Genomic DNA, 19,763 nt, shown 5'->3' with positions numbered 1-19,763 from the left:
CTACATCGTCGCCTGCTGGATGCGCCTTTCGTCGAGACCGACCGAGCGCGCCGTCTCGACGATGGCGGCCCAGGTGTCGTCCGGCAGCGGCACGCCGTCGGCAAGACGCTGGGCGCGGGTCCGTGACTCCTGTTCGCCCGGCACGAGGATCTCGACACCGGGCGTTGCGGGCTTGGAGCCCTTCACGAAGGAGACGTACTTGGCGATGTCCGTGGGGAAGAAGCCCTCGGCGTCGAACACCTTGGGATCGACGTAGAAGGACAGCATGCCGTTGGCGAAGCGGCCGCGCTTGGGGTCGGTCGCCCCCGTGCCCGAAAGCGAGCCGCCCAGGATCTCGCACATGAAGGCCAGCCCCGAGCCCTTGTGGTCGCCGAAGGCGCGGATGGCGCCGGTGCCCTTGCTGTGGTCGCGCGGTCCCGTGGGCGTGTAGTCGCCATAGAGCAGGTGCGGATCGGCGCTCGGCTTGCCATCCGGGCCGATCAGTGCCCCCTCGGGCAGCTTCTTGCCGCCCTGGCTGGTCACCAGCACCTTGCCCTCGGCCACGATCGAGGTGGCGAAGTCGAGAACCAGCGGGTCCTGTCCTGGCCGCGGGACGCCGACGCAATAGGGTGCCGTCGAGAAACGACGCTCGACACCGCCGAACGGCGCCACGAGGACGCTGCCCGAGGCGTTGACGAAATGAACCGAGACGAGGCCCGCATCGGCCGCCATCTCGGCCCAGTCGCCGACCCGGCCGACATGGCCCGCGTTGCGCAGGGTCACCGCCGAGAGGCCGTTCTTCAGGCACTTGTCGATGCCGATCTGCACGGCCTGCGGCGTCACGGTCTGGCCGAACCCGTACTTGCCGTCGACCACTGCGATGACTGGCGTGTCGACCAGCACGTCGACCTTCACGTCGGCGATGACGGTGCCGGTCTTCTTCTGCGAGGCGTAGCGCGGCACGCGCACCACGCCGTGGCTGTCATGACCCGACAGGTTGGCGCTCACGAGATAGCGGCCGATGCGGCCGCCCTCCTCCTTCGAGCATCCCGCGGCGGCAAAGATGTCCGCGACGAAGGATTCCAGTTCCTTCGCCTTGATGGTCACGCTCCCCATGTCAGGACTTCCCGCGTTGCAGGCTCGCGACGTAGCCGCGGTTCCAGGTCGGATTGATCATCACCTCGTTGATGACGATGTGCGGCGGCAGGCAGGCAATGTAGCGGATCAGGTCGCCGACATCTTCCGACTGCGCCATGCGCTTGCGCTCGGCCGGCGTGATCGGCACCGGCCGCTTGTCGAGGATCGGCGTCGCCACCTCGCCCGGGCAGACCACGCAGGAGCGGATGCCGTTGACGCATTCCTCCATGTTGATCGTGTGACTCATCGCCACCACGCCGTGCTTGGCCGCCGAATAGGCCGGGCCCGAGAGCAGGCTCGGCACCTTGCCGGCCACCGAAGAGGTGTGGATCAGCACACCCCCCTTGTTCTTGCGCATCAGCGGCAGCACGGCCGAGGTGCAGTAGAAGGCGCTCGACAGGTTGCCATGCACGACTTCGTCGACCCCCTTGGGCGTCAGCTGCTTCCAGCTCCGCTTCTGGATGTTGAGGCCGGCATTGTTGACCAGGATGTCGACGCGGCGGTGCTTCTTGGCGATCGCGGCAACGGTCTTCTCGACCGCGGAGGCCTTCATCAGGTCGGCCGGCTTCACCTCGGCCTTGCCGCCAGCCTCGGCGATCATCGCCGCGGTCTCCTCTAGCGGCGCCCGGCGGCGGCCGGTCAGCACCACGGTCGCACCGTCCTTGGCCAAGGCCACCGCCGCCGCCTGACCGATGCCCGACCCCGCGCCCGTTACCCACGCGACCTTGCCCGTCAGAATACCCATCACGCTCTCTCCTCGTTTCCCTCTCGGGTCCATTGTTCCCGGTTTCGTGCGGCACCAGCCGCGCGGTTGCGAGCCTACGCCTTCACGATGATCCCGTCGCGGGGAGATGCGCGCCACGAGCCGAGCGGCGGAAGCCGATGATGGCACGCAAAGAAAAAGGGCCTGCCCTGCGGCAAGCCCCTCTTCGTCCTCGCCGGCGATGCGGCGCTATTCGATCTTCACGCCGGCGTCCTTCACCACCTGCGTCCACTCGACGACCTCGGACTGGATGAACCTGCTGAAACCTTCGGGCGTGGCGGTCATGACGGTGACGCCGCGGTCCTTGAAGGACTGGACGATGGCGGGCATGGCCAGGACCTTGTTGATGGCCTTGTTGAGACGCTCGACGATCGGAGCCGGCATACCGCGCGGCCCGACCACACCGACCCAGCCGACGGTCGAGAGAGGAACGCCACTTTCGGCCAGGGTCGGGACGCCGGGGGCCGCGTCGGAACGCTCCGGCGACAGCAGGCCGAGCGCCTTCAGCTTGCCGCTCTGGACCAGCGGCATCGCCACAGTTGTCGTGTCGAAGGAAAGCTTGACCTCGCCGGCGACCAGGTCGGTCGCCGCGGCGGCGCTGCCCTTGTAGGGCACGTGCAGCAGGTCGGTGCCCGACTTCTTCATGAAGAATTCGCCGAGGAGATGGTTGGTCGAACCCATGCCGAACGAGGAAAAGGAGAGCTTGCCGGGATTGGCCCGTGCCTGTGCGATCAACTCCTGCACGCTGCTGGCAGCGACCGACGGATGCGCCACCAGCACGAAGGTCACGGTGCCGATCTCGGCGATTGGGGTGAAGTCCTTCAGCGTATCGTAGGGCGGCACGATCTTCACGGCCGGCAGGACGACCATCTCGGAACCTGTTCCGAGCAGCAACGTGTAGCCGTCCGGCGCTGCCCTGACGACCGAAGTCGCACCGATGGCGCCGCCGGCGCCGACGCGGTTGTCGACGACGACCGGCTGTCCCAGCTCGATCGAGAGTTCCTTGGCGATGATGCGGGCCGCCGTATCGGTGGCACCGCCCGGCGCGAAGGCCGCCACGAGCGTTATCGGCTTCGCCGGAAAGTTGGCTTGCGCTTTCGCCGGCCCAGTGAAACTCAGGGCCAGCAGCAGTATGGCAGACAGGATTCTGATCGACGACATGGAGCCTTCCCCCGTGAGAACCGGCTCAGTCGCCGGCGAACTGGAATCCCACCGGGCATGCCGTCTCCTACTGCCGCTGGCGCATGATGCGCAGGGCGGCCCGGGAGGCCTGGCGGACATGGTGCTGCGAGGCCTTGCTGGCGGCGGACTCGTCGCGCGCGCAAAGGGCCTCGTGCATCCGGGTCAGTTCGTCGAGTGTCTCGGGAAGGCGGCCGGGCTCAGACATGGACGTCCGACGCAGAAGCACGATGCGGTTGTGCAACAGTTTGAGCATCGAGCTCAGCACCTTGTTGCCGCTGCCCTCGAGGATGACGTCGTAGAAGTCGCTGCTGAGTTCCAGCGTGCGCAATACATCACCGCCCTCGGCGGCCTCCTTCAGACTGGCGAACACGTCCTGCAGCTTGCGGACGTGGGCGCTGGAGGCGCGCAGCACGAAGCCCACGCAGGCCTGCGCTTCGAGGATGCCGCGGACCTCGTAGATCTCCTCGGCGTCCTCGTAGGAGAGCACCGTGACCACGGGGCCGCGATTGGGCACCAGCGTGACCAGCCCTTCGGCTTCGATCTGGCGCAGCGCCTCGCGCAGCAGCGTGCGGCTGACGCCCAGTGTCTCCATGAGCTGGCGCTCCTTCAGGCGCTCGCCGGCGTCGTACTTGCCCGAGAGGATCGCCTTGCGCAGATCCTCTTCCGCCTGCTTGCGGAGCGGTGTCGCGCTCTCGGCGCCGTTCATTCCGTTGTCGCTCATCGGGAGAGCTCCCCGGCCGGCGTGGTGGCAACAATCCGGGTGTAGATCTCCATCGTCCGCGCCAGCTCGCGCACCAGCGCGTCCGGGGTGGAGCCGACCCAGTCGTAGCCCTGTGCGACAAGACGGCTGCGGAACGACTGATCCTCGCCCAACGCCTTTGCCGCGCTGGCGAGCCGATCAAGCAGCGGCGCCGGCGTGCCCCTGGGGCCGAAGAGACCGAACCAGCCGTTGAATTCGAGCTGGGGGACGCCCTGCTCCTTGAACGTCGGCACATCGGGCAGGAGCTGCGTACGCTTCTCGCCGCTCACCGCGAGCAGGCGGATCCTGCCCAGCTTCGTCATCGCGTCGAGCGCGCTGGTCGTGAGGAACACGGAATCGACATGTCCGGCCAGTAGGTCGGTGATGGCCTGGGCCGAACCCTTGTAAGGAACGTGCTCGAGCTTCGCGCCGGTCGCGCCAGCCAGTACCAGCCCGTAGAGATGGGCGGAGGAGCCTGCGCCGAACGTGCCGTAGGTGACCGGCTTCAGCCGTGCCGCCGCGATCGCCTCCTGCAGCGTCTTCCAGGGCGAGGTCGCCAGCACCGCCCACGCCGTCGCCGTCTCGGCCAGCAGCGTAGCGGGCGCAAAGTCGGCCACCGGGTCGACGTCGCCGCGATGGATCAGCGAGCCGAGCGCATGGGTGCTGGAGGTGCCCAGCAGGAAGGTCGCGCCATCCGGCTTCTGGCGCGCGACATGGCGGTTGGCGATGACTCCGTTGGCGCCGGGCTTGTTGTCGACGACGAAGGTCGTCCCCGGCAGCAACGGCGCCGCCGCGTTGGCGAATTCGCGCGCGAGCTGGTCGGCGCCGCCGCCCGGCGCGAAGGGCACGACCAGCGACACGAGCGGCGGAAACGCGGCACCCTGCGCCCGCGGCGCGGCGGGACGGCCGAGTCCGGCCGCCGTGGCGGTCGCGGCCGCCAGAGCCGAGATGTTGAACAACCTGCGCTTCATCGTGAACCTCCGGACATCGCCTCAGACAGTGGCGATGGGCGTCACGGGTGAGCCCACCGCGCCCGGGAGATTGAGGGGCGGCGCCGTCAGCAGGAAGCGATTCCTTCCGTTCTTCCGCAGCCAGACGGCCAGATCACGCAGGAACCACAGCTCGCCGAGGTGGATGCCGTTCTTAAACAGGCAGTGTTCGTGCAGAGGCAGCAGGGCGTGGGAGATCTGCGGCGCCTCTTTCGACATCAGCTCGACGGCGAAATTGTCGGAGATCAACGCCGCGACGCCGGTATCGGTGATCCAGGACAGGAGCCGCTTGTCGCGTCCGTCGAGACCCGCACAGGAGCGTTGCAGGACCGCCGCATCGGGCTTCCCGGCCATGCCGAGGATCAGCTCGTCTAGGCCGGCGTAGAAGCACACCATGTCACCCTTCTCGATCTCGACGGCGTCCTTCTCGAGGATGCGCTGCAGATCGTCGTACCCGACCGCGCGGTTCTCCCGGCCGTAGTGGCGTGCGAGATCGACCAGCACCGCGCGCCCCTGCACGCCGTGGCGCGCCATGTTCTCGATGCCCAGCACATCGGCGCGCGGATTCTCGTAGGTCGCCCAGGCCTCGCTGCGCTCGCAGCGTTCCGCCACCGTCAGGCCATGCCGCGGGCGGTAGCCGTTGTAGAAGGTGACCTCCGGCTTTCCGCTGCCGTCGGAGTCGAACAGGCTGCCCATATGCGCGAGCCCGTCCCACTGCGTCGAATACTGCGTGTGCAGCAAAACCACGTCGTCGGACACCACGTCGGTGAGCAGCGGATTGTCGCGCTGCAGGGCGAAACAGAAGCACTGCTCGCCCGCGCTCTTGCCCGCCCGCAGGGTCGCGAACCGGCGCGGCGGGTGGCGACTCGGATGCAGGGCATTGCCGCCCGGCAGGTCGAGCGGCAGCGACAGGCTGAACGTCTGCCCCGTCCGTGCTTCGGCCAGGCCCTTCAGCACCTGCTCGCGGCCGACCAGGTTCATCGCGCCGATTTGATCGTCAGGACCGAACTCACCCCAGTTCGACCCGTCCGGCCGGCGGCTCCAGCGCGCGGTCATACATTGCCCTCGTAGCCCTGGCGTTGCGCTTCCGCACGTTCCGCCGCCTTGGCCGCCTGCACGCTGGGACGTCTGCCGATCCGCGTCAGATAGGTCGACAGGTTGGGCCATGGTGCGAGATCGATGTCGTGATAATGGGTCCACATCGCGATCGCGTAGCAATGGGCGTCGGCAATGGTGAAGACGGAGCCGGTCAGGTAATCGCGATCCGCCAGCTGCTCGTCCAGCAACTTCATGCGCGACACCACGAGCTGGCGCGCCAGCGGCCGGTAGTCGTCGGGCGTCGTCTTCTTGAAAAGCGGCATGAAGCCGCCCTTGTGCAGGTCGGAGGCGATGAAGCTCATCCACTCCATGATGCGGTAGCGCTGCAGCGTGCCCGGCGCGGCGCAGAGATCGCTCTCCGGCCGCATGTCCGCGAGGTACTGCATGATGATGGCGCCCTCGGTGAGATACTCGCCGTTGCGCAGTTCGAGCGCTGGCACCTGCCCCTTGGGATTGACCTTGTAGTAGTCGGTTCCGTCCGGAAGCAGTTTGCGGGGTACATCGACCCAGATCACCTCGAGCGGCACGCCCAGTTCGCGGGCAACGATGTCGACTGCGAGGGAACAGCCGCGGACTTCATGGAAGAACTTCATGGGATATCTCTGTCGCGAAGACGGAAGGGGATTCGCTGGATCAGGCTGCACGGGTCTTGGCCTCCATCGCTTCCTGGACGAGCTGGGCGTCGACAGCGGCACGCACCGACGGACGGGCGGCAATCCTTGCCATGTAGGCTTCGAGTCTGGGCCAGGGCGTGACGTCGATCGCATGCCGCTTCGTCCAGATGACGATCGCGTAGCAATGGGCGTCGGCGATGGTGAACCGGTCGCCCACGAGATAGTCCCGATCGGCCAGATGGCGGTTCAGCCATTCCAGACGACCGGCAATGTGCTGCAGGGCGATCGGCCGGTAGTCGGACGGCGTCGCCTTCTTGAAGAGCGGCATGAACCCGCCCTTGTGCAGGTCCGATCCGATGAAGCTCATCCACTCCAGCACGCGGTACTTCTCCGCGCCTCGCGCGGTCGAGGCGAGATCGCTGTCCGGCCGGAGATCGACCAGGTAGTGCATGATCGCCAGCCCCTCGCTGAGGAACTGCCCGTCCGGCAGCTGCAGCGACGGCACCTGCCCCTTCGGATTGATGGCGTACAAGTCGGTGCCGTCGGGGAGGACCTTGCGCTGCATGTCGACCCAGACGATCTCGAGCGGAATGCCAAGTTCCCGCGCGACGATGTCGACTGCCAGCGAGCATCCGTGGGACTCGTGGAAGAACTTCATGGTCATCGGCCTGCCTCAGGCCGCCTTGGCCTGGCGCTCCGCTGCCTCGGCTGCCTGCACCGACGGGCGAGCGCCGACACGGGCGACGTAGGCGGCGAGGTTCGGCCACGGCGCGAGGTCGATGTCGTGCAGCTTCGACCACATCAGGATCGTGTAGCAGTACGCATCCGCCACGCTGAACGCGTCACCCGTGAGGAAGGTCTGGCCGGCCAGCACACCATCGAGCCACTTGAATCGGGTGGCGAGGTTCTGCCGCGCGATCTCGCGATACCCCTGCGGCGTGGTGGGGCGGAACAGAGGCGTGAAGCCCTTATGCAGCTCGGTACCTACGAAGTTCAGCCACTCGAGAACGCGGTAGCGCGCCATCGTGCCGGCCGGCGGGAGTAGCGCATTGCCGGGCTTGCCGTCGGCAATGCACTGCACGATCACCGGCCCCTCGGTCAGGAACGCGCCGTCGTCGAGTTGCAGCGTCGGCACCTGCCCCTTCGGGTTGACCGCATAGTAATCGGACCCGTCACGCAGCTTCTTGGCGCGGACGTCGACCCATTCGAGGGCGAGCGGGATATCCAGTTCACGCGCGACGATGTCGACGGCGAGGGAGCAGGCATGTGGGGTCAGGTACAGTTTCATATCGGTCTCGCTGTGAGGGCGTGGTTCGGGATGGTGTTCAGTTCACGGTGATCTTGCGTTCGGACACGATCCGCCCGTAGCGATCTCGGCCGCGTGCGATCAGCGTCGCCAGCTCCTCGGCCGAACCGGTGCCGACATCGAAGCTCATGGCCTCGTAGGATTTGCGCAGCTCGGGCGAGGCCAGCGCCTTCTTCATCGCCGCGTTCAGAGTGGCCACGATCTCGGGCGACGTCTTCGGCGGCGCCATCAGGCCGAAGAAGCCGGTGATGGACAGGTCGGGAAGGCCCGCTTCCTTTGCCGTCGGCACGTCGGGCAGCGCGGGATCGCGCGCTTCGCTGGTCACCATCAGCGGCACGAGTTGTCCGGATTTGATCTGAGCAAGCAGCGGTGCCAGCACCTCGTCCATCAGCTGGGCATCGCCGTTGATCACCGCGTCACGCGCCGAGATCGAACCCTTGTAGGGGACGTGGACGAACTTCGTACCCGTCGTCGCCATCATGATCTCGCCCAGCAGGTGATTGCTGGAGCCGATGCCGGCCGAGGCGAAGTTGAGCACGTCGGGCTTGGCGCGCGCCTGGTCGAGCAACTCGGCCAGGCTCCGCGCCCCGGTCGCCCGCGACGTGACGAACACGAAGGGCTGCAAGGCGCCAAGGCTCACCGGCACCAAAGTCGTCAGGTAGGTCTGGTCGGGATAAAGAACCGGCGCGACGGCCAGCGTGCTGCCACTGCCCCACAGCAGCGTGTAACCATCGGGCTCCGAGGTGGCGACGCGGCGCGTGCCGATGCGCCCGCCCGCGCCCGGCTGGTTCAACACGACCACCGGCTGGCGAAGCACGTCCGACAGGGCCTTGGCGACGACCCGCGCCGAAACGTCTGTGGATCCGCCCGCTTCGAACGGCACGACGATGGTCACCGGGCGTTCCGGATAGGTCCCGGCCATCGCTGGCCCCGAGAGAAGTAGCGCCACCGCGGCGCATGTACGCACGACCCTCCGAAACAACCCTTTCATCGCGACCCCCTCGCTGCTTGGCGAGAAAGGTACGACGATTCTGTTTTAAAAAACAAGTCTCGTACTACAATTTTGTTGAATAGGCCGATCCGAGCAGGCAAAGATGCTCTGCACAGCCTTGGAGCAGGGACGAATCCCGGCGCGATCCGGGGGCGCCGACAATGGAGGAGCAGACATGAAGGGTACGATTCTGGTTGGAACGGCGAGCCAGGGCTTCCTGCGCAGCGTCGACGATGGCGCGAGCTGGCACCGTCTGGGTCTCAAGGAGGCCATCGAGTTCGACGGCGTCGTGCGCAGCGTCGTGGTCCATCCCAAGGATCCGCAGGTGGTCCTGGCCGGTGCCGATTCAGGCCTATGCATCAGCACCGATGGCGGCGCGCACTTCTCGCTCGTGGACTCGCCAATGAACGGTCAGGCCGTATGGTCGATCGCCATTGATCCGGCCAACCCGTCCTACATTTACGCGGGCACAGGCGCGCCCTCGCGTGCGGCCATGTTCCGCTCGACCGATGCCGGAAAGAGCTGGGAGCGCCTTTCGCCCGAAATCCCGGAATTCTGCCAGGGCGTCAATCGTCCCCGCATCCTGACGATCTACGTCAATCCCTCAGACACCGCCCAGATCTGGTTCGGCGTGGAGGAAGGCGGGCTGTGGCAAAGCGGCGACCACGGCGCCACCTGGCGCCGTATCGATCCCGACTGCGGAATCACCAATTCGGACATCCACAGCATCTCGATGCTGCCGGCGAGCAGCCAGCACCCGCACCGGATCTTCGTGGCGACGGTGAATTCGGTCTTCACCAGTACCGACGGCGGCAAGGCGTGGACTGGTGCCGCCTCCAAGGATCGCTTCGAGGGGCTCTACTACACCCGCGCCGTCCAGCCGCTGGCCGGAGACGGTGCGCTGATGCTGGCGGTCGGTGACGGCACTCCGGGCACCCGGAGCCGCCTCTACCGCTCGACCGACCGCGGCGACAGCTGGGTCCCCGCCCTGCTCCATGCCGAGCCGAACTCGACCTTCTGGGCTTTCGGCCTGCATTCTTCGGACCCGGCCCTGGTGTTCGCCGGCACCAAGTACGGCGATCTCTTCCGCTCGCTCGACGGCGGACGGAGCTGGTTCAAGGAATGGCGTGCGTTCCCCGAGATCACCGCCGTCGCCTGGACGCCCTTCGAGGCGCCGGTTCGCGCGCATCCCCGCTCGATCACCTGACCGCCGCGAGACATCGGCGCTCCTCCCACCTGAAGACAAACGGAAAATGCGCACCAACAATCTAGGCGAATTCCATATCCGCAAATGGTACCTGCAGATCGAAGATACCCTGGCCACCGAAACTGGCGAGTTGGCCGACGGCAGTCCCGTCCGCAAGATCGTGGTCGGGGCTGCCCTGCATAATCCCCACGCCGGCCGTTTCGTCGGTAATCTCGGCGGCTCGGTGAGGGCCTCGGAGGCGTTGGGCCGGGAGTTCGGGAAGCGCATCCGCGAGACGATCGGCGATGCGCGAGTCGAGAGCTACGGCAAGGCCTGCCTGGTGGGCTCGGCCGGCGAATACGAGCACGGCAATGCCTTGCTGACGACGGTCTTCGCCGATCCTGTGCGCTCGGCGATCGGCGGGGCGAAGTCCTGGATTCCTTCGACCGGCAAGCGCGGCGTCCCGGGTTCGTCGATCGACATTCCGCTCGCCCACAAGGACGAATTGTATGTCCGCTCGCACTACGACACGATCAGCGCCATGTTCGCGGATGCGCCCAACGCGGACGAGATCGTCATCGCCTTCGCTTTCGCCACGCGCGGGCGTTTGCATGCGCGTCTCGGCGGTCCCACCGCCGACGCATCACGTGCCGCCTGACCGACGAAGAGGATCGCATGGCCAAGACTGAACAGGAATCGCGGGAATACAGGGTCCGCACCCGCGACGGCCTGTCGCTGCGCGTGCTGGAATGGGGCCCGCCCGCCGCGGCACCGATCGTCATGCTGCACGGGATTCGGGGCTATGCCCGGACCTTCACCGGGCTGGCACAGGCGCTTGAGCCCGGCTTCCGCACTATAGCCTGGGACCAGCGCGGCCGCGGTGCCAGCGACTGGGATCCGGCGGGCAACTACTATAACGACAGCTACGTCCGCGACATTGAGGACGTGGTCGATCATCTCGGCCTCGGCCGCTTCGACCTGCTGGGCCATTCGATGGGGGGTATCGCAGCCTACGTCTATGCCGCGACTCATCCCGACAAAATCCGGCGGCTGATCATCGAGGATGCCGGCCCGGGCGCCTCGGAGGACAGCGCGGGCTCCGCCCGCATCCGCCAGGAACTGCTTTCGGCCCCCCGCTCCTTCGAAAGCTGGGACGCCGCCGTCACCTTCATGCGAAACCTGCGCCCGAGCGTCACCGAGGAAGCGCGCCTCGACCGGTTACGCAACATGCTGAAGCAGCATCCCGACGGAACGTGGGGCTGGCAGTACGACCATGATGGAATCGCCCGCGCCCGGCTCGATCCAGACCCGTCGCGCCGGGTGGACCTGTGGCCGCATGTTGAAGCGTTATGTGCCCCGACGCTCGCGCTGCGCGGCGGCCGCTCGGACTACTTCCGGCGCGAAACCGCCGAGGCGATGGCCGCACGCAATCCTCTCGTGCGCTGGAAGGAAGTGGCCGATGCCGGCCACTATATCCACGACGACCAGCCCGAGGTCGTGAAGGCCCTCGTCTCCGGCTTCCTCGCCGAAGTGGACTCGGACGACGCGCGCTGACGCTCAGAGCACCTTGCCGGTGCTGTCGTCGATCAGGTGCATGTTGCTGAGGTCGGCCCTCAGCTTCATGGACTGTGCCGCGGCGGCGCCCGCGTTGGGATTGACTCGGCCGCAGACCTCCCGGCCGTTCACGGTGAAATAGACCAGGGTTTCCATGCCCATCGGCTCGACGACATCGATCAGCATGTCGAAATCGTGCTGGTTGGGCTCGGTATGCGGCCTCGTCTCCATGATGTGCTCGGGCCGCAGCCCCAGCATCAGGTTGGGCTTGCTGACATGCGGCGTGTAGCGCGCCGTGCGGTCGGCCGGCACCGGGAAGGACAGCGTGTCGTTCACCCTCACCCTCAGGGCACCCGCCGCCTGCTCGAGTTGACAGGTGATAAAATTCATGGCCGGCGAGCCGATGAAGCCCGCGACGAACTTGGTTGCCGGCGAGTGGTAGAGGTCGTTCGGCGAGCCGACCTGCTCGATGATGCCGCCGTTCATCACCACCACGCGGTCAGCCAGGGTCATCGCCTCGACCTGGTCGTGGGTCACATAGACAGTGGTGGTGCGGACCTTCTGATGCACCTTCTTGATCTCGGTGCGCATCTGGACACGCAGCTTGGCATCGAGATTCGAAAGCGGCTCGTCGAACAGGAACACCTTGGGATCGCGCACGATGGCGCGGCCCATGGCGACCCTCTGGCGCTGACCGCCGGAGAGCTGCTTGGGCTTGCGATCCAGCAGTTCGGTGATGTCGAGGATCTGCGCCGCCTGCCTGACCCGCTGGTCGATCACGTCCTTCGGCGTCTTCTTGAGCTTCAGCCCGAACGACATGTTCTCGTAGACGTTCATGTGCGGATAGAGCGCGTAGTTCTGGAACACCATGGCGATGTCCCGGTCCTTGGGCGGCACGTCGTTGACGATGTGCCCGCCAATCTCGATGTCGCCGCCGCTGATCTCCTCCAGCCCCGCGATCATGCGGAGCGTGGTGCTCTTGCCGCAGCCCGACGGGCCGACCAGGACGATGAACTCCTTGTCGGTGATATCGAGGTCGATGCCGCGGACGGCGAGGACTTCGTCGTACTTCTTGACGACTTTACGCAACGTTACCTGAGCCATGTGTCGACTATCCCTTTGTCGCGCCCGCGGTCAGACCCGCAATGTAGTAATCCATGAGGAAGGCGTAGATGATGAGCGGTGGCGCTGCGCCGAGCAGCGCGCCCGTCATGATCTGCCCCCAGTTGAAGACGTCGCCCTTGATCAGCGTCGTGATGATGCCCACCGGCAGCACCAGCTCGCTGGTCGAGGTGGTGAAGGCCAGCGGGTAGAGGAACTGAGCCCAGGCCACGGTGAAGGTGAAGATCGTCGCCGCGATGATCCCCGGCAGGGCCACCGGAATGAAGATCTTCGTGAGAGTCTGCATCCAGGTGGCGCCGTCGATCAGGGCCGCCTCGTCGAGCTCCTTGGGGATCGACGCGAAGTAGCCGATCATGATCCAGGTGGCGAACGGCACCGTCAACGTCGGATAGAGGATGATCATCGTCCACCAATGGTTCATCAGCTGGACGCCGAACACCTCGTTCACCCAGGCGAACATCTTGAACAGCGGGATGAACAGCAGCGTTTCGGGGATCAAGTAGGTGAGGAACACGCCGGTCGCCAGCGTAGCCGATCCCCAGAACTTCATGCGGGCCAACGCGAAGGCAGCAATCACGCTGATCGCCATGGTGAGGATGACGACGCAGATCGACACGATCGCCGAGTTCCTGAAGAAGACCAGGAACTGGTTCTGCGAGAGCAGGTCGATGTAGTTCTGCAGGGTCGGATTACTGATCCACCACGGGTTGGTCGCGGCCGATATTTCCGCGCTGGTCTTCAGCGAGGTGATCAGCATGTAGACCGGCGGCATCAGGAAGAAGATGGCGAACAGCACGAGGAAGAAATAGGACCAGCGCAGCGCCCAGGCGCGGTCCCGGCTCATGCTGCCGTACTTGGGGCGGCTCGGCGCGCCGCTGGCGATCGATGCGTCGGCCATCAGACTTCACTCCCCCGCTTGGTGATGTCGCGCAGGATGAAGGTCGCGGCGACGGCCAGGATCGGCACCATGAACAGCGATACGGCGGCACCGAGGGGGATGTCACCGCCCTCGATGCCGACGCGGAATGCCCATGTCCCGAAGATATGCGTGCTGTTCAACGGACCGCCGGCCGTCAACACGCGCACGATGTCGAAGTTGGCGAAAGTGACGATCAGCGAGAAGAGCGCGGTGATCGCGATGATGTTGCGCATCATCGGCAGAGTCACATACCAGATGCGCTGCCACCAGGTCGCACCGTCGATCGAGGCCGCCTCGTAGAGTTGCTCGGGCACAGACTTCAGCGCCGCGAGGTACATGATCATGAAGAACGGCGAGCCAATCCAGACGTTGACGAGGATCACAGAGAAGCGGGCCCAGCCGGCCTCGCCTGTCCAGGGAATGCCCTCGATACCGAAGAGCGACAGGATCCAGTTGAGGGCGCTGTAGGACGGGTCGAACAGCCACAGCCAGGCGAGCGTGCTCATGGCCGGCGGAATGACCCACGGCACCAGCAGCATGCCACGCCACTTGCGCTGGCCCTTCGCCGGAATGTTATGGACGAAGTGCGCGACCACGAAGCCGATGATCGCCTTGAAGATCACCGCGGTGATGGCGAACAGGCAGGACTGGTAAACCACCAGCCAAAAGGTGTCGCGCCCGAACAGGAACTCGAAGTTTCCAAAGCCGACGAAGCGGGTCATCCCCTTGTTGAGCGTCGCGAGATAGACCGCGTAGCCCGCCGGATAGGCCACCAGGATTGCGATAAGGAGGATCAGCGGCAGGGCCATCAGGAAGGCGATGGTCGACTTGCGCTGCATGAGTTTGTGCAGGCCGCTGCGCTGCTGTGTCGGGTGCCCTGCCGGATTGCGGGCGGCGATGTCTGCCATCGGGTACTCCAGGCCCTGCCGGGCCATGCGGGAAACGCCACGTGAAACGGAGCTACGAAAACAATGCGGACCCCGCCGTTGAGACGGGAGCGGCGGACTGTCCCGTGCATCGTGGGACCGCCCGCACACCCTTCCCGAACCAGTCCTGCGGACCGATTCCGGGGCCTATATGAAGCGCCCGCCGGTCCTCGCTCGAGGAACGGCGGGCGGCATCGCATCAGTTGCGGGTGAAGCCCTCGAGCTCCTTGGCCGCCCAGTCGATCGTCTTGTCCATCGCCTCGCCCTTGGCGTAGCGCACGACCATCTGGGTCTGGATGGCCTGGGTATAGATCTGCTCGGCGATCTTGTGCGGCGCGGGAGCCGCGGCGATCGAGAGGGTCTGGTGGTTGTGCGGGTTGGGGTAGTGGTAGAGCGTGCCCTTTGGCGGCGACTCTTCCGCCCACACCTTGAAGGTGGTGAGCTTCTCGAACGAAGGCAGGTCGTAGCCCTGCGAGGCATTGGTCATCTTCTCCGCGGAACTCGCCTGCGAGAGGAAGGTGATCAGGCTCTTGGCCGCCGACTGGTTCTTGCTGAAGTTCCAGATGCCCCAGAAGTACGGCAGGAACGGCGCATAGCGGCCCTTCGGGCCAACGGGGAAGCCGTGCGTCCAGAGCTGCTCGGCGACCTGCGGCGCATCGCGCTTGGCAACGGCCCAGGCGCTGGGCGGGTTCATGATCAGCGAGCCCTGCCCCGACACTAGGAACTTGTTGTTCGAGGCGTCATCCCACGACGGCACGTCCGGCGGCAGGAACTGCATCAATTTCTTGTAGTAATCCAGCACCTGGCGGACCTGGTCGTTCTTCACCACGATGTCGCCCTTGGCGTTGACGAGCTGGGCGCCGAAGGCATGGAACAGGGCGCCCGCGCTGTCGACATTGTCCGACGTCGTTCCGAGTCCGATCCCGAACGGGTTGCCCCCCTTGTGGCAGGCCTCCGCCGCCTTGAGGAAGTTGTCGAGGTTCCAGGCGTCAGCCTTGGGCGCCTGGCCGGCTGGATACATCGCTTGGATGTCGATGCCGGCATGCTTCTTCAGGAGATCGATCCGCGAGCACGGGCCCTTGATCTGGCTACCGGACGTGGCCGGCACAGCGAGCCACTTGCCGTTCAACTTGCCGAGATATTCGACGGTGCCATTGACCGCGCCATTCTCCTTGATGAGCGGCTCCATCACGTCGTTCATGGCGACGAGCTGGTCGGAATAGCGCGCCGGCAGCCAGGTCGAGAAGGCGAGCACGTCGTGGCCGGACTTGGCCTGCGACTCGGCTGCGGTGGTGAGCAGCAACTTGTTGCCCTGCGAAGTGATGAAGTCCATCTGGACTTCGACCTTGTTCTTGTCGGCCCATTCCTTCACGAGAGCCTCAACCGCCTTGTTCGCGCCGGGCACCCAGTGGTCCCAGAAACCGACCGAAAGCTTGCCGGCGGCATTGGCGCCACGGACGAATGGCGCAGCCACGAACGCTGCCGATACGGCAGCAGTACCAGCGACGAATCGACGACGATTAACCTTCCTCGAGACCATGTTTCCTCCTCAACGCCGATTTCGACCGGCAGATTGATCCCAGCCCGCACTGACGCTTGGGGCACTGGCTCTCAGACGGAGCCTTGAGGCGATGCTATGCACAAGACACCGGGCAAGCAATGCATTTTGACATGGCGCCCGGATTCGCGAGGGATTTGACAGGTTGCAGCGAGACTTGGATGCTCCGCGGCCCCCCGAGTCGGCAACGGGCCTGCAATTCTTGCGAGAATTTTCTGTGAATTGCATCCCGATCAAGTTCCATCGCCGTCTCTCTCGGCACCAGATTTGAAAGAAGCGTCCGCCTCGTCATGAATACCGTTCCGATCACCAATCCCTGGCTCGCAGCCGTTGCCCCCTCGCCCATCGGCGAAACCAAGCGCTGGGTGCTGGGCCGCACCTTTCCGGCCGACCGTCCGTTGATCGATCTCAGCCAGGCGGTCCCCGGTTATCCGCCGGCGCTGGAGTTGCGCCAGCATCTGGGCGAGTTGCTGCTCGATCCCACCATGCACGGTTACACGCCGATCCTCGGCCTGCCGGTACTGCGCGAGACCTATGCGGGACATCTCTCCGACTTCTACGGCGCGACAATCACGCACGCCGAGGTCGGCATCACGTCAGGATGCAACCAGGCCTTCTGCCTGGCCCTCATGAGCATCGCCAAGGCCGGCGATCAGGTGATCCTGCCGCGCCCCCACTACTTCAATCATGACATGTGGATGCGGATGCAGGGCGTCGAGCCGGTATCGCTCGACTTCCGGCCAGGCTCCGGCGCGATTCCCAATGCAGAGGACGCGGAGAAGCTGATCGGGCCGCGGACCCGCGCGATCATCCTGATCTCGCCGAACAATCCGACGGGCGCCGTCTATCCGCCCGAAACGATCCACGCCTTCTACGAGCTTGCGAGGAAGCACGGGATCGCGCTGCTGCTCGACGAGACCTACAAGGATTTCCTGCCGCAAGGACAGCGCCCGCACGATCTCTTCAGCCGGCCCGACTGGCGCGGCACGCTGGTGCACCTCTACAGCTTCTCCAAGGTCTTCGCGCTGACGGGTTACCGGGTCGGCGCCGTGACGGCCGGCACCGAACTGATGGCCGAGATCGAGAAGGCGATGGACTGCGTTTCGATCTGTCCGCCGCGGCTTGGCCAGGAGGCCGCTCTGTACGGCCTGCGCAACCTGCTGCCATGGGCGCGGAACAACACGGCCGGCCTGAAGGCGCGGGCCGACCTTCTGGGCCAGGGCCTCGAACGCTCCAACCGCTGGCGCCTCGTCAGCATCGGCGCCTACTTCGCCTATGTGGAGCATCCCTTCGTCGGGACTCCTTCCACCGAAGTCTCCAAACGCATGGCCGACGACGAGAACCTGCTCACCATCCCCGGCGACATGTTCGGCGCCGGGCAGGAACGCTTCATCCGCCTCGCCTTCGCCAACGTCACCGACGACAAGATCCCGACGGTACTGGAACGGCTGGAACGGTTTGGAGGATGAGGCGGATGCTGCGGATCACTCCTTCCGCAGAATCTTCTCCATCGGCTTTCCTTTGGCCAACTCGTCCACGAGTTTGTCGAGGTAGCGGATCTCGCGCATGATCGGCTCCTCGATTTCCTCGACGCGGACGCCGCACACCACGCCCTTGATGAGGGCACGGGACGGGTTGGGCTTGGGCGCTTTGGCGAAGAAGGTCTCGACGTCGACCTCTTTCTTCGACTGTGCTTTCAGTGCCTTGGCGCCATAGCCGGTGATCCAGCTGATGATCTGCTCGACCTCCTCCCTGGTGCGCCCTTTCCGCTCCGCCTTCGCGACCAGGGCCGCGTAAACCTTGGCGAAGCCCATCATGTAGATACGATGCTTTGTCATGGACGCGATGCTAGCCTATCCGGCGCCGCCATCAACGATGCGAAGAGGAAGCGCGAGATGCCTCATGCCACCACGCCCGACGGGGTGAAGCTCTATTACGAGGAAGCCGGCAGCGGCACGCCGATCCTGTTCGTCCACGAATATTGCGGCGACTGGCGCGCCTGGGAACCGCAGATGCGCTTCTTCGCGCGGCGCCATCGCTGCATCACCTATTCCTTCCGCGGCTATCCCGGCTCCGACGTGCCCGCGTCCGGCGACATGTACGGCCAGCAATTTGCCGTCGACGATGCCAGGCACATGCTGGATCATCTCGGGATTGCGAAGGCGCATATCGTCGGCCTCTCGCAGGGCGCCTTCGCGACGGCGCATTTCGGCAGATTGTACGCCGATCGCGCCCTCTCGCTGACGCTTGCGGGCGTGGGCTCCGGTGCCGGGCTCGATGGACACGAGCAGTTCAAGAAGGACGCGGTGACGACGGCCGGACTGATCCGCAAGGACGGCATGGCGAAGTACGCCGAGAGCCTGACGACCAATCCCACCCGCTCGCGCTTCAGGCTGAAGGACCCGCGCGGATTCGCCGAATTCACGAGGCACCTCTCCGAGCATCCCGACCTGGGCGCCGCCAACACCATGGAGAACTACCAGGGCAAGCGGCCGTCGCTCTACGACTTTGAGGAGGAATGGCAGACGCTCGACCTGCCGACGCTGATCATTTGCGGTGACGAGGACGATCCCTGCCTGCAACCCAGCCTCTACCTGAAGCGCGTGCTGCCCAACGCCGGGCTGGCGATGTTCGCCAAGACGGGGCATGCGGTGAACCTCGAGGAGCCCGACGCCTTCAACCGCGAGCTTTGGAACTTCATCACGCTGTCGGAATCCGGCAAATGGACCAGCCGGCTGCCGGTCGCCGAGGGCGCCGGTCTTATCTGACCGTCACGGCGTGATTGAGTGGGCCATGGCCACGTCCGAAGCCGGGCGCGGTCTCGATGGCCTTGCGGACATAGTCGCGCGCCCGCGCCACGGCATCGCGCAAGGTCATCTTCTGGGCGAGCCCGGCCGCGATGGCCGACGCGAGCGTGCAGCCGGTGCCGTGGGTGCTGCGGCTCACGATTCGCGCATCCTCGAAACGGTCGAACCTTCCGTCGTGGAACAGCAGGTCGACCACGCGGTCGCCCTCGAGATGGCCGCCCTTCATCAGCACGGCGCCGGCGCCCAGCGCGGCCAGCCGCTCGGCGGCGCGCTTCATGTCGGCCTCGACGCGCACGGGAAATCCCACCAGCACTTCCGCCTCCGGCAGGTTGGGCGTGATGAGCGCCGCCATCGGCAGCAGCCTGCCGCGCAGCGCGGCCTCGGCTTCGGTCAGCAGCAGCCGGTGCCCGCCCTTGGCGACCATCACCGGATCGACGACCAGCGGCACACCGGCGGCATGCCTCTCGATACCGGCGGCCACAACCTCGATCACTTCGGCGCTGTGCAGCATGCCGGTCTTCACGGCGTCGGCGCCGATGTCGCTCAGCACGACTTCGATCTGCTGGGCGATGAAGGCCGGCTCGATGCCGACCACGCCGTGCACGCCCTCGGTGTTCTGGGCCGTCAGCGCCGTGATGGCGGTGGCGGCAAAGCCGTTCATCGCGGTGACGGCCTTGATGTCGGCCTGGATGCCCGCCCCGCCGCCGGAATCCGAGCCGGCGACAATCAGCACGCGGCCCTTCATGCAGCCTGCCGGGGAATTGCCTCGATGATCTGGTCGACGACGCTGTGCACGAGGTCGGAATCGTCCCCCTCGGCCATGACGCGGATCAGCGGTTCCGTGCCCGACTTTCGTACGAGGATGCGCCCGCTCTTGCCGAGCCTGGCTTCGG

21 protein-coding genes and 1 pseudogene are annotated in these 19,763 nt (G+C 65.6%); 5 read left to right on the top strand and 17 right to left on the bottom strand.

Features of this window, described 5'->3' with window-relative positions; translation table 11 throughout:
* The 10 genes from Q0Q48_RS23610 to Q0Q48_RS23565 form a co-directional block, all read right to left on the bottom strand.
* Positions 1-1,095: a malate/lactate/ureidoglycolate dehydrogenase gene (locus Q0Q48_RS23610; RefSeq protein ID WP_295143544.1), complete on the bottom strand. Its 1,095-nt coding sequence runs from the start codon at positions 1,093-1,095 to the stop codon at positions 1-3.
* Position 1,096: 1 nt separating this feature from the next.
* Entirely contained in the window at positions 1,097-1,861 is a 765-nt protein-coding gene (locus Q0Q48_RS23605; protein ID WP_366915306.1) for an SDR family oxidoreductase, read from the bottom strand.
* A gap of 207 nt (positions 1,862-2,068) precedes the next feature.
* Positions 2,069-3,040, bottom strand: a complete 972-nt coding sequence (locus tag Q0Q48_RS23600) for a tripartite tricarboxylate transporter substrate binding protein (RefSeq protein WP_295143538.1) — start codon at positions 3,038-3,040, stop codon at positions 2,069-2,071.
* Between the two features lie 67 nt (positions 3,041-3,107).
* A complete protein-coding gene (locus Q0Q48_RS23595) occupies positions 3,108-3,782 on the bottom strand; it encodes a GntR family transcriptional regulator (RefSeq protein ID WP_295143535.1) in 675 nt (224 codons plus the stop codon).
* The gene (locus Q0Q48_RS23590; protein ID WP_295143532.1) at positions 3,779-4,771 is read right to left on the bottom strand and encodes a tripartite tricarboxylate transporter substrate binding protein; all 993 of its coding nucleotides are present in this window, start codon (positions 4,769-4,771) and stop codon (positions 3,779-3,781) included. Before Q0Q48_RS23590 ends, Q0Q48_RS23595 begins: the two co-directional genes overlap by 4 nt.
* Before the next feature lie 21 nt (positions 4,772-4,792).
* On the bottom strand, positions 4,793-5,845 hold the full coding sequence (locus Q0Q48_RS23585; protein ID WP_295143529.1) for a cyclase family protein: 1,053 nt from the start codon (positions 5,843-5,845) through the stop codon (positions 4,793-4,795).
* On the bottom strand, positions 5,842-6,480 hold the full coding sequence (gene gstA / locus Q0Q48_RS23580; protein WP_295143526.1) for a glutathione transferase GstA: 639 nt from the start codon (positions 6,478-6,480) through the stop codon (positions 5,842-5,844). The genes Q0Q48_RS23585 and gstA (Q0Q48_RS23580) overlap by 4 nt, the downstream gene beginning before the upstream one ends.
* 40 nt (positions 6,481-6,520) lie before the next feature.
* Positions 6,521-7,165, bottom strand: a complete 645-nt coding sequence (gene gstA / locus Q0Q48_RS23575; RefSeq protein WP_295143523.1) for a glutathione transferase GstA — start codon at positions 7,163-7,165, stop codon at positions 6,521-6,523.
* 9 nt (positions 7,166-7,174) lie between these two features.
* Entirely contained in the window at positions 7,175-7,789 is a 615-nt protein-coding gene (gstA, locus tag Q0Q48_RS23570; RefSeq protein ID WP_295143521.1) for a glutathione transferase GstA, read from the bottom strand.
* Positions 7,790-7,826: 37 nt separating this feature from the next.
* Positions 7,827-8,756 carry a tripartite tricarboxylate transporter substrate binding protein gene (locus Q0Q48_RS23565; protein ID WP_295143519.1) on the bottom strand — a complete coding sequence of 310 codons (930 nt, stop codon included), beginning with the start codon at positions 8,754-8,756 and terminating at the stop codon, positions 7,827-7,829.
* 217 nt (positions 8,757-8,973) lie between these two features.
* On the opposite strand from Q0Q48_RS23565, the gene Q0Q48_RS23560 reads away from it, so the two are divergent.
* The 3 genes from Q0Q48_RS23560 to Q0Q48_RS23550 are packed head-to-tail and all read left to right on the top strand — an operon-like array spanning position 8,974 to position 11,538.
* On the top strand, positions 8,974-10,005 hold the full coding sequence (locus Q0Q48_RS23560; protein WP_295143516.1) for a hypothetical protein: 1,032 nt from the start codon (positions 8,974-8,976) through the stop codon (positions 10,003-10,005).
* 46 nt (positions 10,006-10,051) lie between these two features.
* On the top strand, positions 10,052-10,642 hold the full coding sequence (locus Q0Q48_RS23555; protein WP_295143514.1) for an amino acid synthesis family protein: 591 nt from the start codon (positions 10,052-10,054) through the stop codon (positions 10,640-10,642).
* A 17-nt stretch (positions 10,643-10,659) separates the two neighbouring features.
* The gene (locus Q0Q48_RS23550; protein WP_295143511.1) at positions 10,660-11,538 is read left to right on the top strand and encodes an alpha/beta hydrolase; all 879 of its coding nucleotides are present in this window, start codon (positions 10,660-10,662) and stop codon (positions 11,536-11,538) included.
* Between the two features lie 3 nt (positions 11,539-11,541).
* Here the strand turns inward: Q0Q48_RS23550 and ugpC are convergent, their stop codons facing one another.
* From ugpC to Q0Q48_RS23530, 4 genes are all read right to left on the bottom strand, one after another.
* Entirely contained in the window at positions 11,542-12,642 is a 1,101-nt protein-coding gene (gene ugpC / locus Q0Q48_RS23545; RefSeq protein WP_295143507.1) for a sn-glycerol-3-phosphate ABC transporter ATP-binding protein UgpC, read from the bottom strand.
* A gap of 7 nt (positions 12,643-12,649) precedes the next feature.
* A complete protein-coding gene (locus tag Q0Q48_RS23540) occupies positions 12,650-13,558 on the bottom strand; it encodes a carbohydrate ABC transporter permease (RefSeq protein ID WP_295143504.1) in 909 nt (302 codons plus the stop codon).
* On the bottom strand, positions 13,558-14,487 hold the full coding sequence (locus Q0Q48_RS23535) for a sugar ABC transporter permease (RefSeq protein WP_366915305.1): 930 nt from the start codon (positions 14,485-14,487) through the stop codon (positions 13,558-13,560). Before Q0Q48_RS23535 ends, Q0Q48_RS23540 begins: the two co-directional genes overlap by 1 nt.
* Positions 14,488-14,704: 217 nt before the next feature.
* On the bottom strand, positions 14,705-16,045 hold the full coding sequence (locus Q0Q48_RS23530; RefSeq protein ID WP_295143501.1) for an extracellular solute-binding protein: 1,341 nt from the start codon (positions 16,043-16,045) through the stop codon (positions 14,705-14,707).
* Positions 16,046-16,353: 308 nt separating this feature from the next.
* Here Q0Q48_RS23530 and Q0Q48_RS23525 point away from each other — a divergent pair, with 308 nt between their 5' ends.
* Entirely contained in the window at positions 16,354-17,532 is a 1,179-nt protein-coding gene (locus Q0Q48_RS23525) for an aminotransferase (RefSeq protein WP_295143499.1), read from the top strand.
* A gap of 15 nt (positions 17,533-17,547) precedes the next feature.
* On the opposite strand, the gene Q0Q48_RS23520 is transcribed toward Q0Q48_RS23525, so the two are convergent.
* Positions 17,548-17,901, bottom strand: coding sequence for a DUF2200 domain-containing protein (locus Q0Q48_RS23520; RefSeq protein ID WP_295143496.1), 354 nt, complete (start codon positions 17,899-17,901; stop codon positions 17,548-17,550).
* A gap of 57 nt (positions 17,902-17,958) precedes the next feature.
* Here Q0Q48_RS23520 and Q0Q48_RS23515 point away from each other — a divergent pair, with 57 nt between their 5' ends.
* On the top strand, positions 17,959-18,831 hold the full coding sequence (locus Q0Q48_RS23515) for an alpha/beta hydrolase (protein WP_295143493.1): 873 nt from the start codon (positions 17,959-17,961) through the stop codon (positions 18,829-18,831).
* Here the strand turns inward: Q0Q48_RS23515 and thiD are convergent.
* Complete coding sequence (gene thiD, locus Q0Q48_RS23510; RefSeq protein ID WP_366915304.1) at positions 18,824-19,603, bottom strand: bifunctional hydroxymethylpyrimidine kinase/phosphomethylpyrimidine kinase; 780 nt, start codon at positions 19,601-19,603, stop codon at positions 18,824-18,826. The two genes, Q0Q48_RS23515 and thiD, sit on opposite strands and share 8 nt — an antisense overlap.
* Positions 19,604-19,611: 8 nt before the next feature.
* Positions 19,612-19,763, bottom strand: a pseudogene (gene glmM / locus Q0Q48_RS23505) (phosphoglucosamine mutase); the annotation flags it as partial.

The organism is uncultured Reyranella sp. (genome assembly GCF_945957355.1).
GTDB lineage: Bacteria > Pseudomonadota > Alphaproteobacteria > Reyranellales > Reyranellaceae > Reyranella.
This window is presented reverse-complemented; position numbering and strand designations above follow the sequence as displayed.

What these genes read in the sequence shown, in the direction of transcription:
- Q0Q48_RS23610 (WP_295143544.1), bottom strand. Translation starts at nt 1,095, where the DNA reads ATGGGGAGCGTGACCATCAAGGCGAAGGAACTGGAATCCTTCGTCGCG.
- Q0Q48_RS23605 (WP_366915306.1), bottom strand. Translation starts at nt 1,861, where the DNA reads ATGGGTATTCTGACGGGCAAGGTCGCGTGGGTAACGGGCGCGGGGTCG.
- Q0Q48_RS23600 (WP_295143538.1), bottom strand. Translation starts at nt 3,040, where the DNA reads ATGTCGTCGATCAGAATCCTGTCTGCCATACTGCTGCTGGCCCTGAGT.
- Q0Q48_RS23595 (WP_295143535.1), bottom strand. Translation starts at nt 3,782, where the DNA reads ATGAGCGACAACGGAATGAACGGCGCCGAGAGCGCGACACCGCTCCGC.
- Q0Q48_RS23590 (WP_295143532.1), bottom strand. Translation starts at nt 4,771, where the DNA reads ATGAAGCGCAGGTTGTTCAACATCTCGGCTCTGGCGGCCGCGACCGCC.
- Q0Q48_RS23585 (WP_295143529.1), bottom strand. Translation starts at nt 5,845, where the DNA reads ATGACCGCGCGCTGGAGCCGCCGGCCGGACGGGTCGAACTGGGGTGAG.
- gstA (WP_295143526.1), bottom strand. Translation starts at nt 6,480, where the DNA reads ATGAAGTTCTTCCATGAAGTCCGCGGCTGTTCCCTCGCAGTCGACATC.
- gstA (WP_295143523.1), bottom strand. Translation starts at nt 7,165, where the DNA reads ATGACCATGAAGTTCTTCCACGAGTCCCACGGATGCTCGCTGGCAGTC.
- gstA (WP_295143521.1), bottom strand. Translation starts at nt 7,789, where the DNA reads ATGAAACTGTACCTGACCCCACATGCCTGCTCCCTCGCCGTCGACATC.
- Q0Q48_RS23560 (WP_295143516.1), top strand. Translation starts at nt 8,974, where the DNA reads ATGAAGGGTACGATTCTGGTTGGAACGGCGAGCCAGGGCTTCCTGCGC.
- Q0Q48_RS23555 (WP_295143514.1), top strand. Translation starts at nt 10,052, where the DNA reads ATGCGCACCAACAATCTAGGCGAATTCCATATCCGCAAATGGTACCTG.
- Q0Q48_RS23550 (WP_295143511.1), top strand. Translation starts at nt 10,660, where the DNA reads ATGGCCAAGACTGAACAGGAATCGCGGGAATACAGGGTCCGCACCCGC.
- ugpC (WP_295143507.1), bottom strand. Translation starts at nt 12,642, where the DNA reads ATGGCTCAGGTAACGTTGCGTAAAGTCGTCAAGAAGTACGACGAAGTC.
- Q0Q48_RS23540 (WP_295143504.1), bottom strand. Translation starts at nt 13,558, where the DNA reads ATGGCCGACGCATCGATCGCCAGCGGCGCGCCGAGCCGCCCCAAGTAC.
- Q0Q48_RS23535 (WP_366915305.1), bottom strand. Translation starts at nt 14,487, where the DNA reads ATGGCAGACATCGCCGCCCGCAATCCGGCAGGGCACCCGACACAGCAG.
- Q0Q48_RS23530 (WP_295143501.1), bottom strand. Translation starts at nt 16,045, where the DNA reads ATGGTCTCGAGGAAGGTTAATCGTCGTCGATTCGTCGCTGGTACTGCT.
- Q0Q48_RS23525 (WP_295143499.1), top strand. Translation starts at nt 16,354, where the DNA reads ATGAATACCGTTCCGATCACCAATCCCTGGCTCGCAGCCGTTGCCCCC.
- Q0Q48_RS23520 (WP_295143496.1), bottom strand. Translation starts at nt 17,901, where the DNA reads ATGACAAAGCATCGTATCTACATGATGGGCTTCGCCAAGGTTTACGCG.
- Q0Q48_RS23515 (WP_295143493.1), top strand. Translation starts at nt 17,959, where the DNA reads ATGCCTCATGCCACCACGCCCGACGGGGTGAAGCTCTATTACGAGGAA.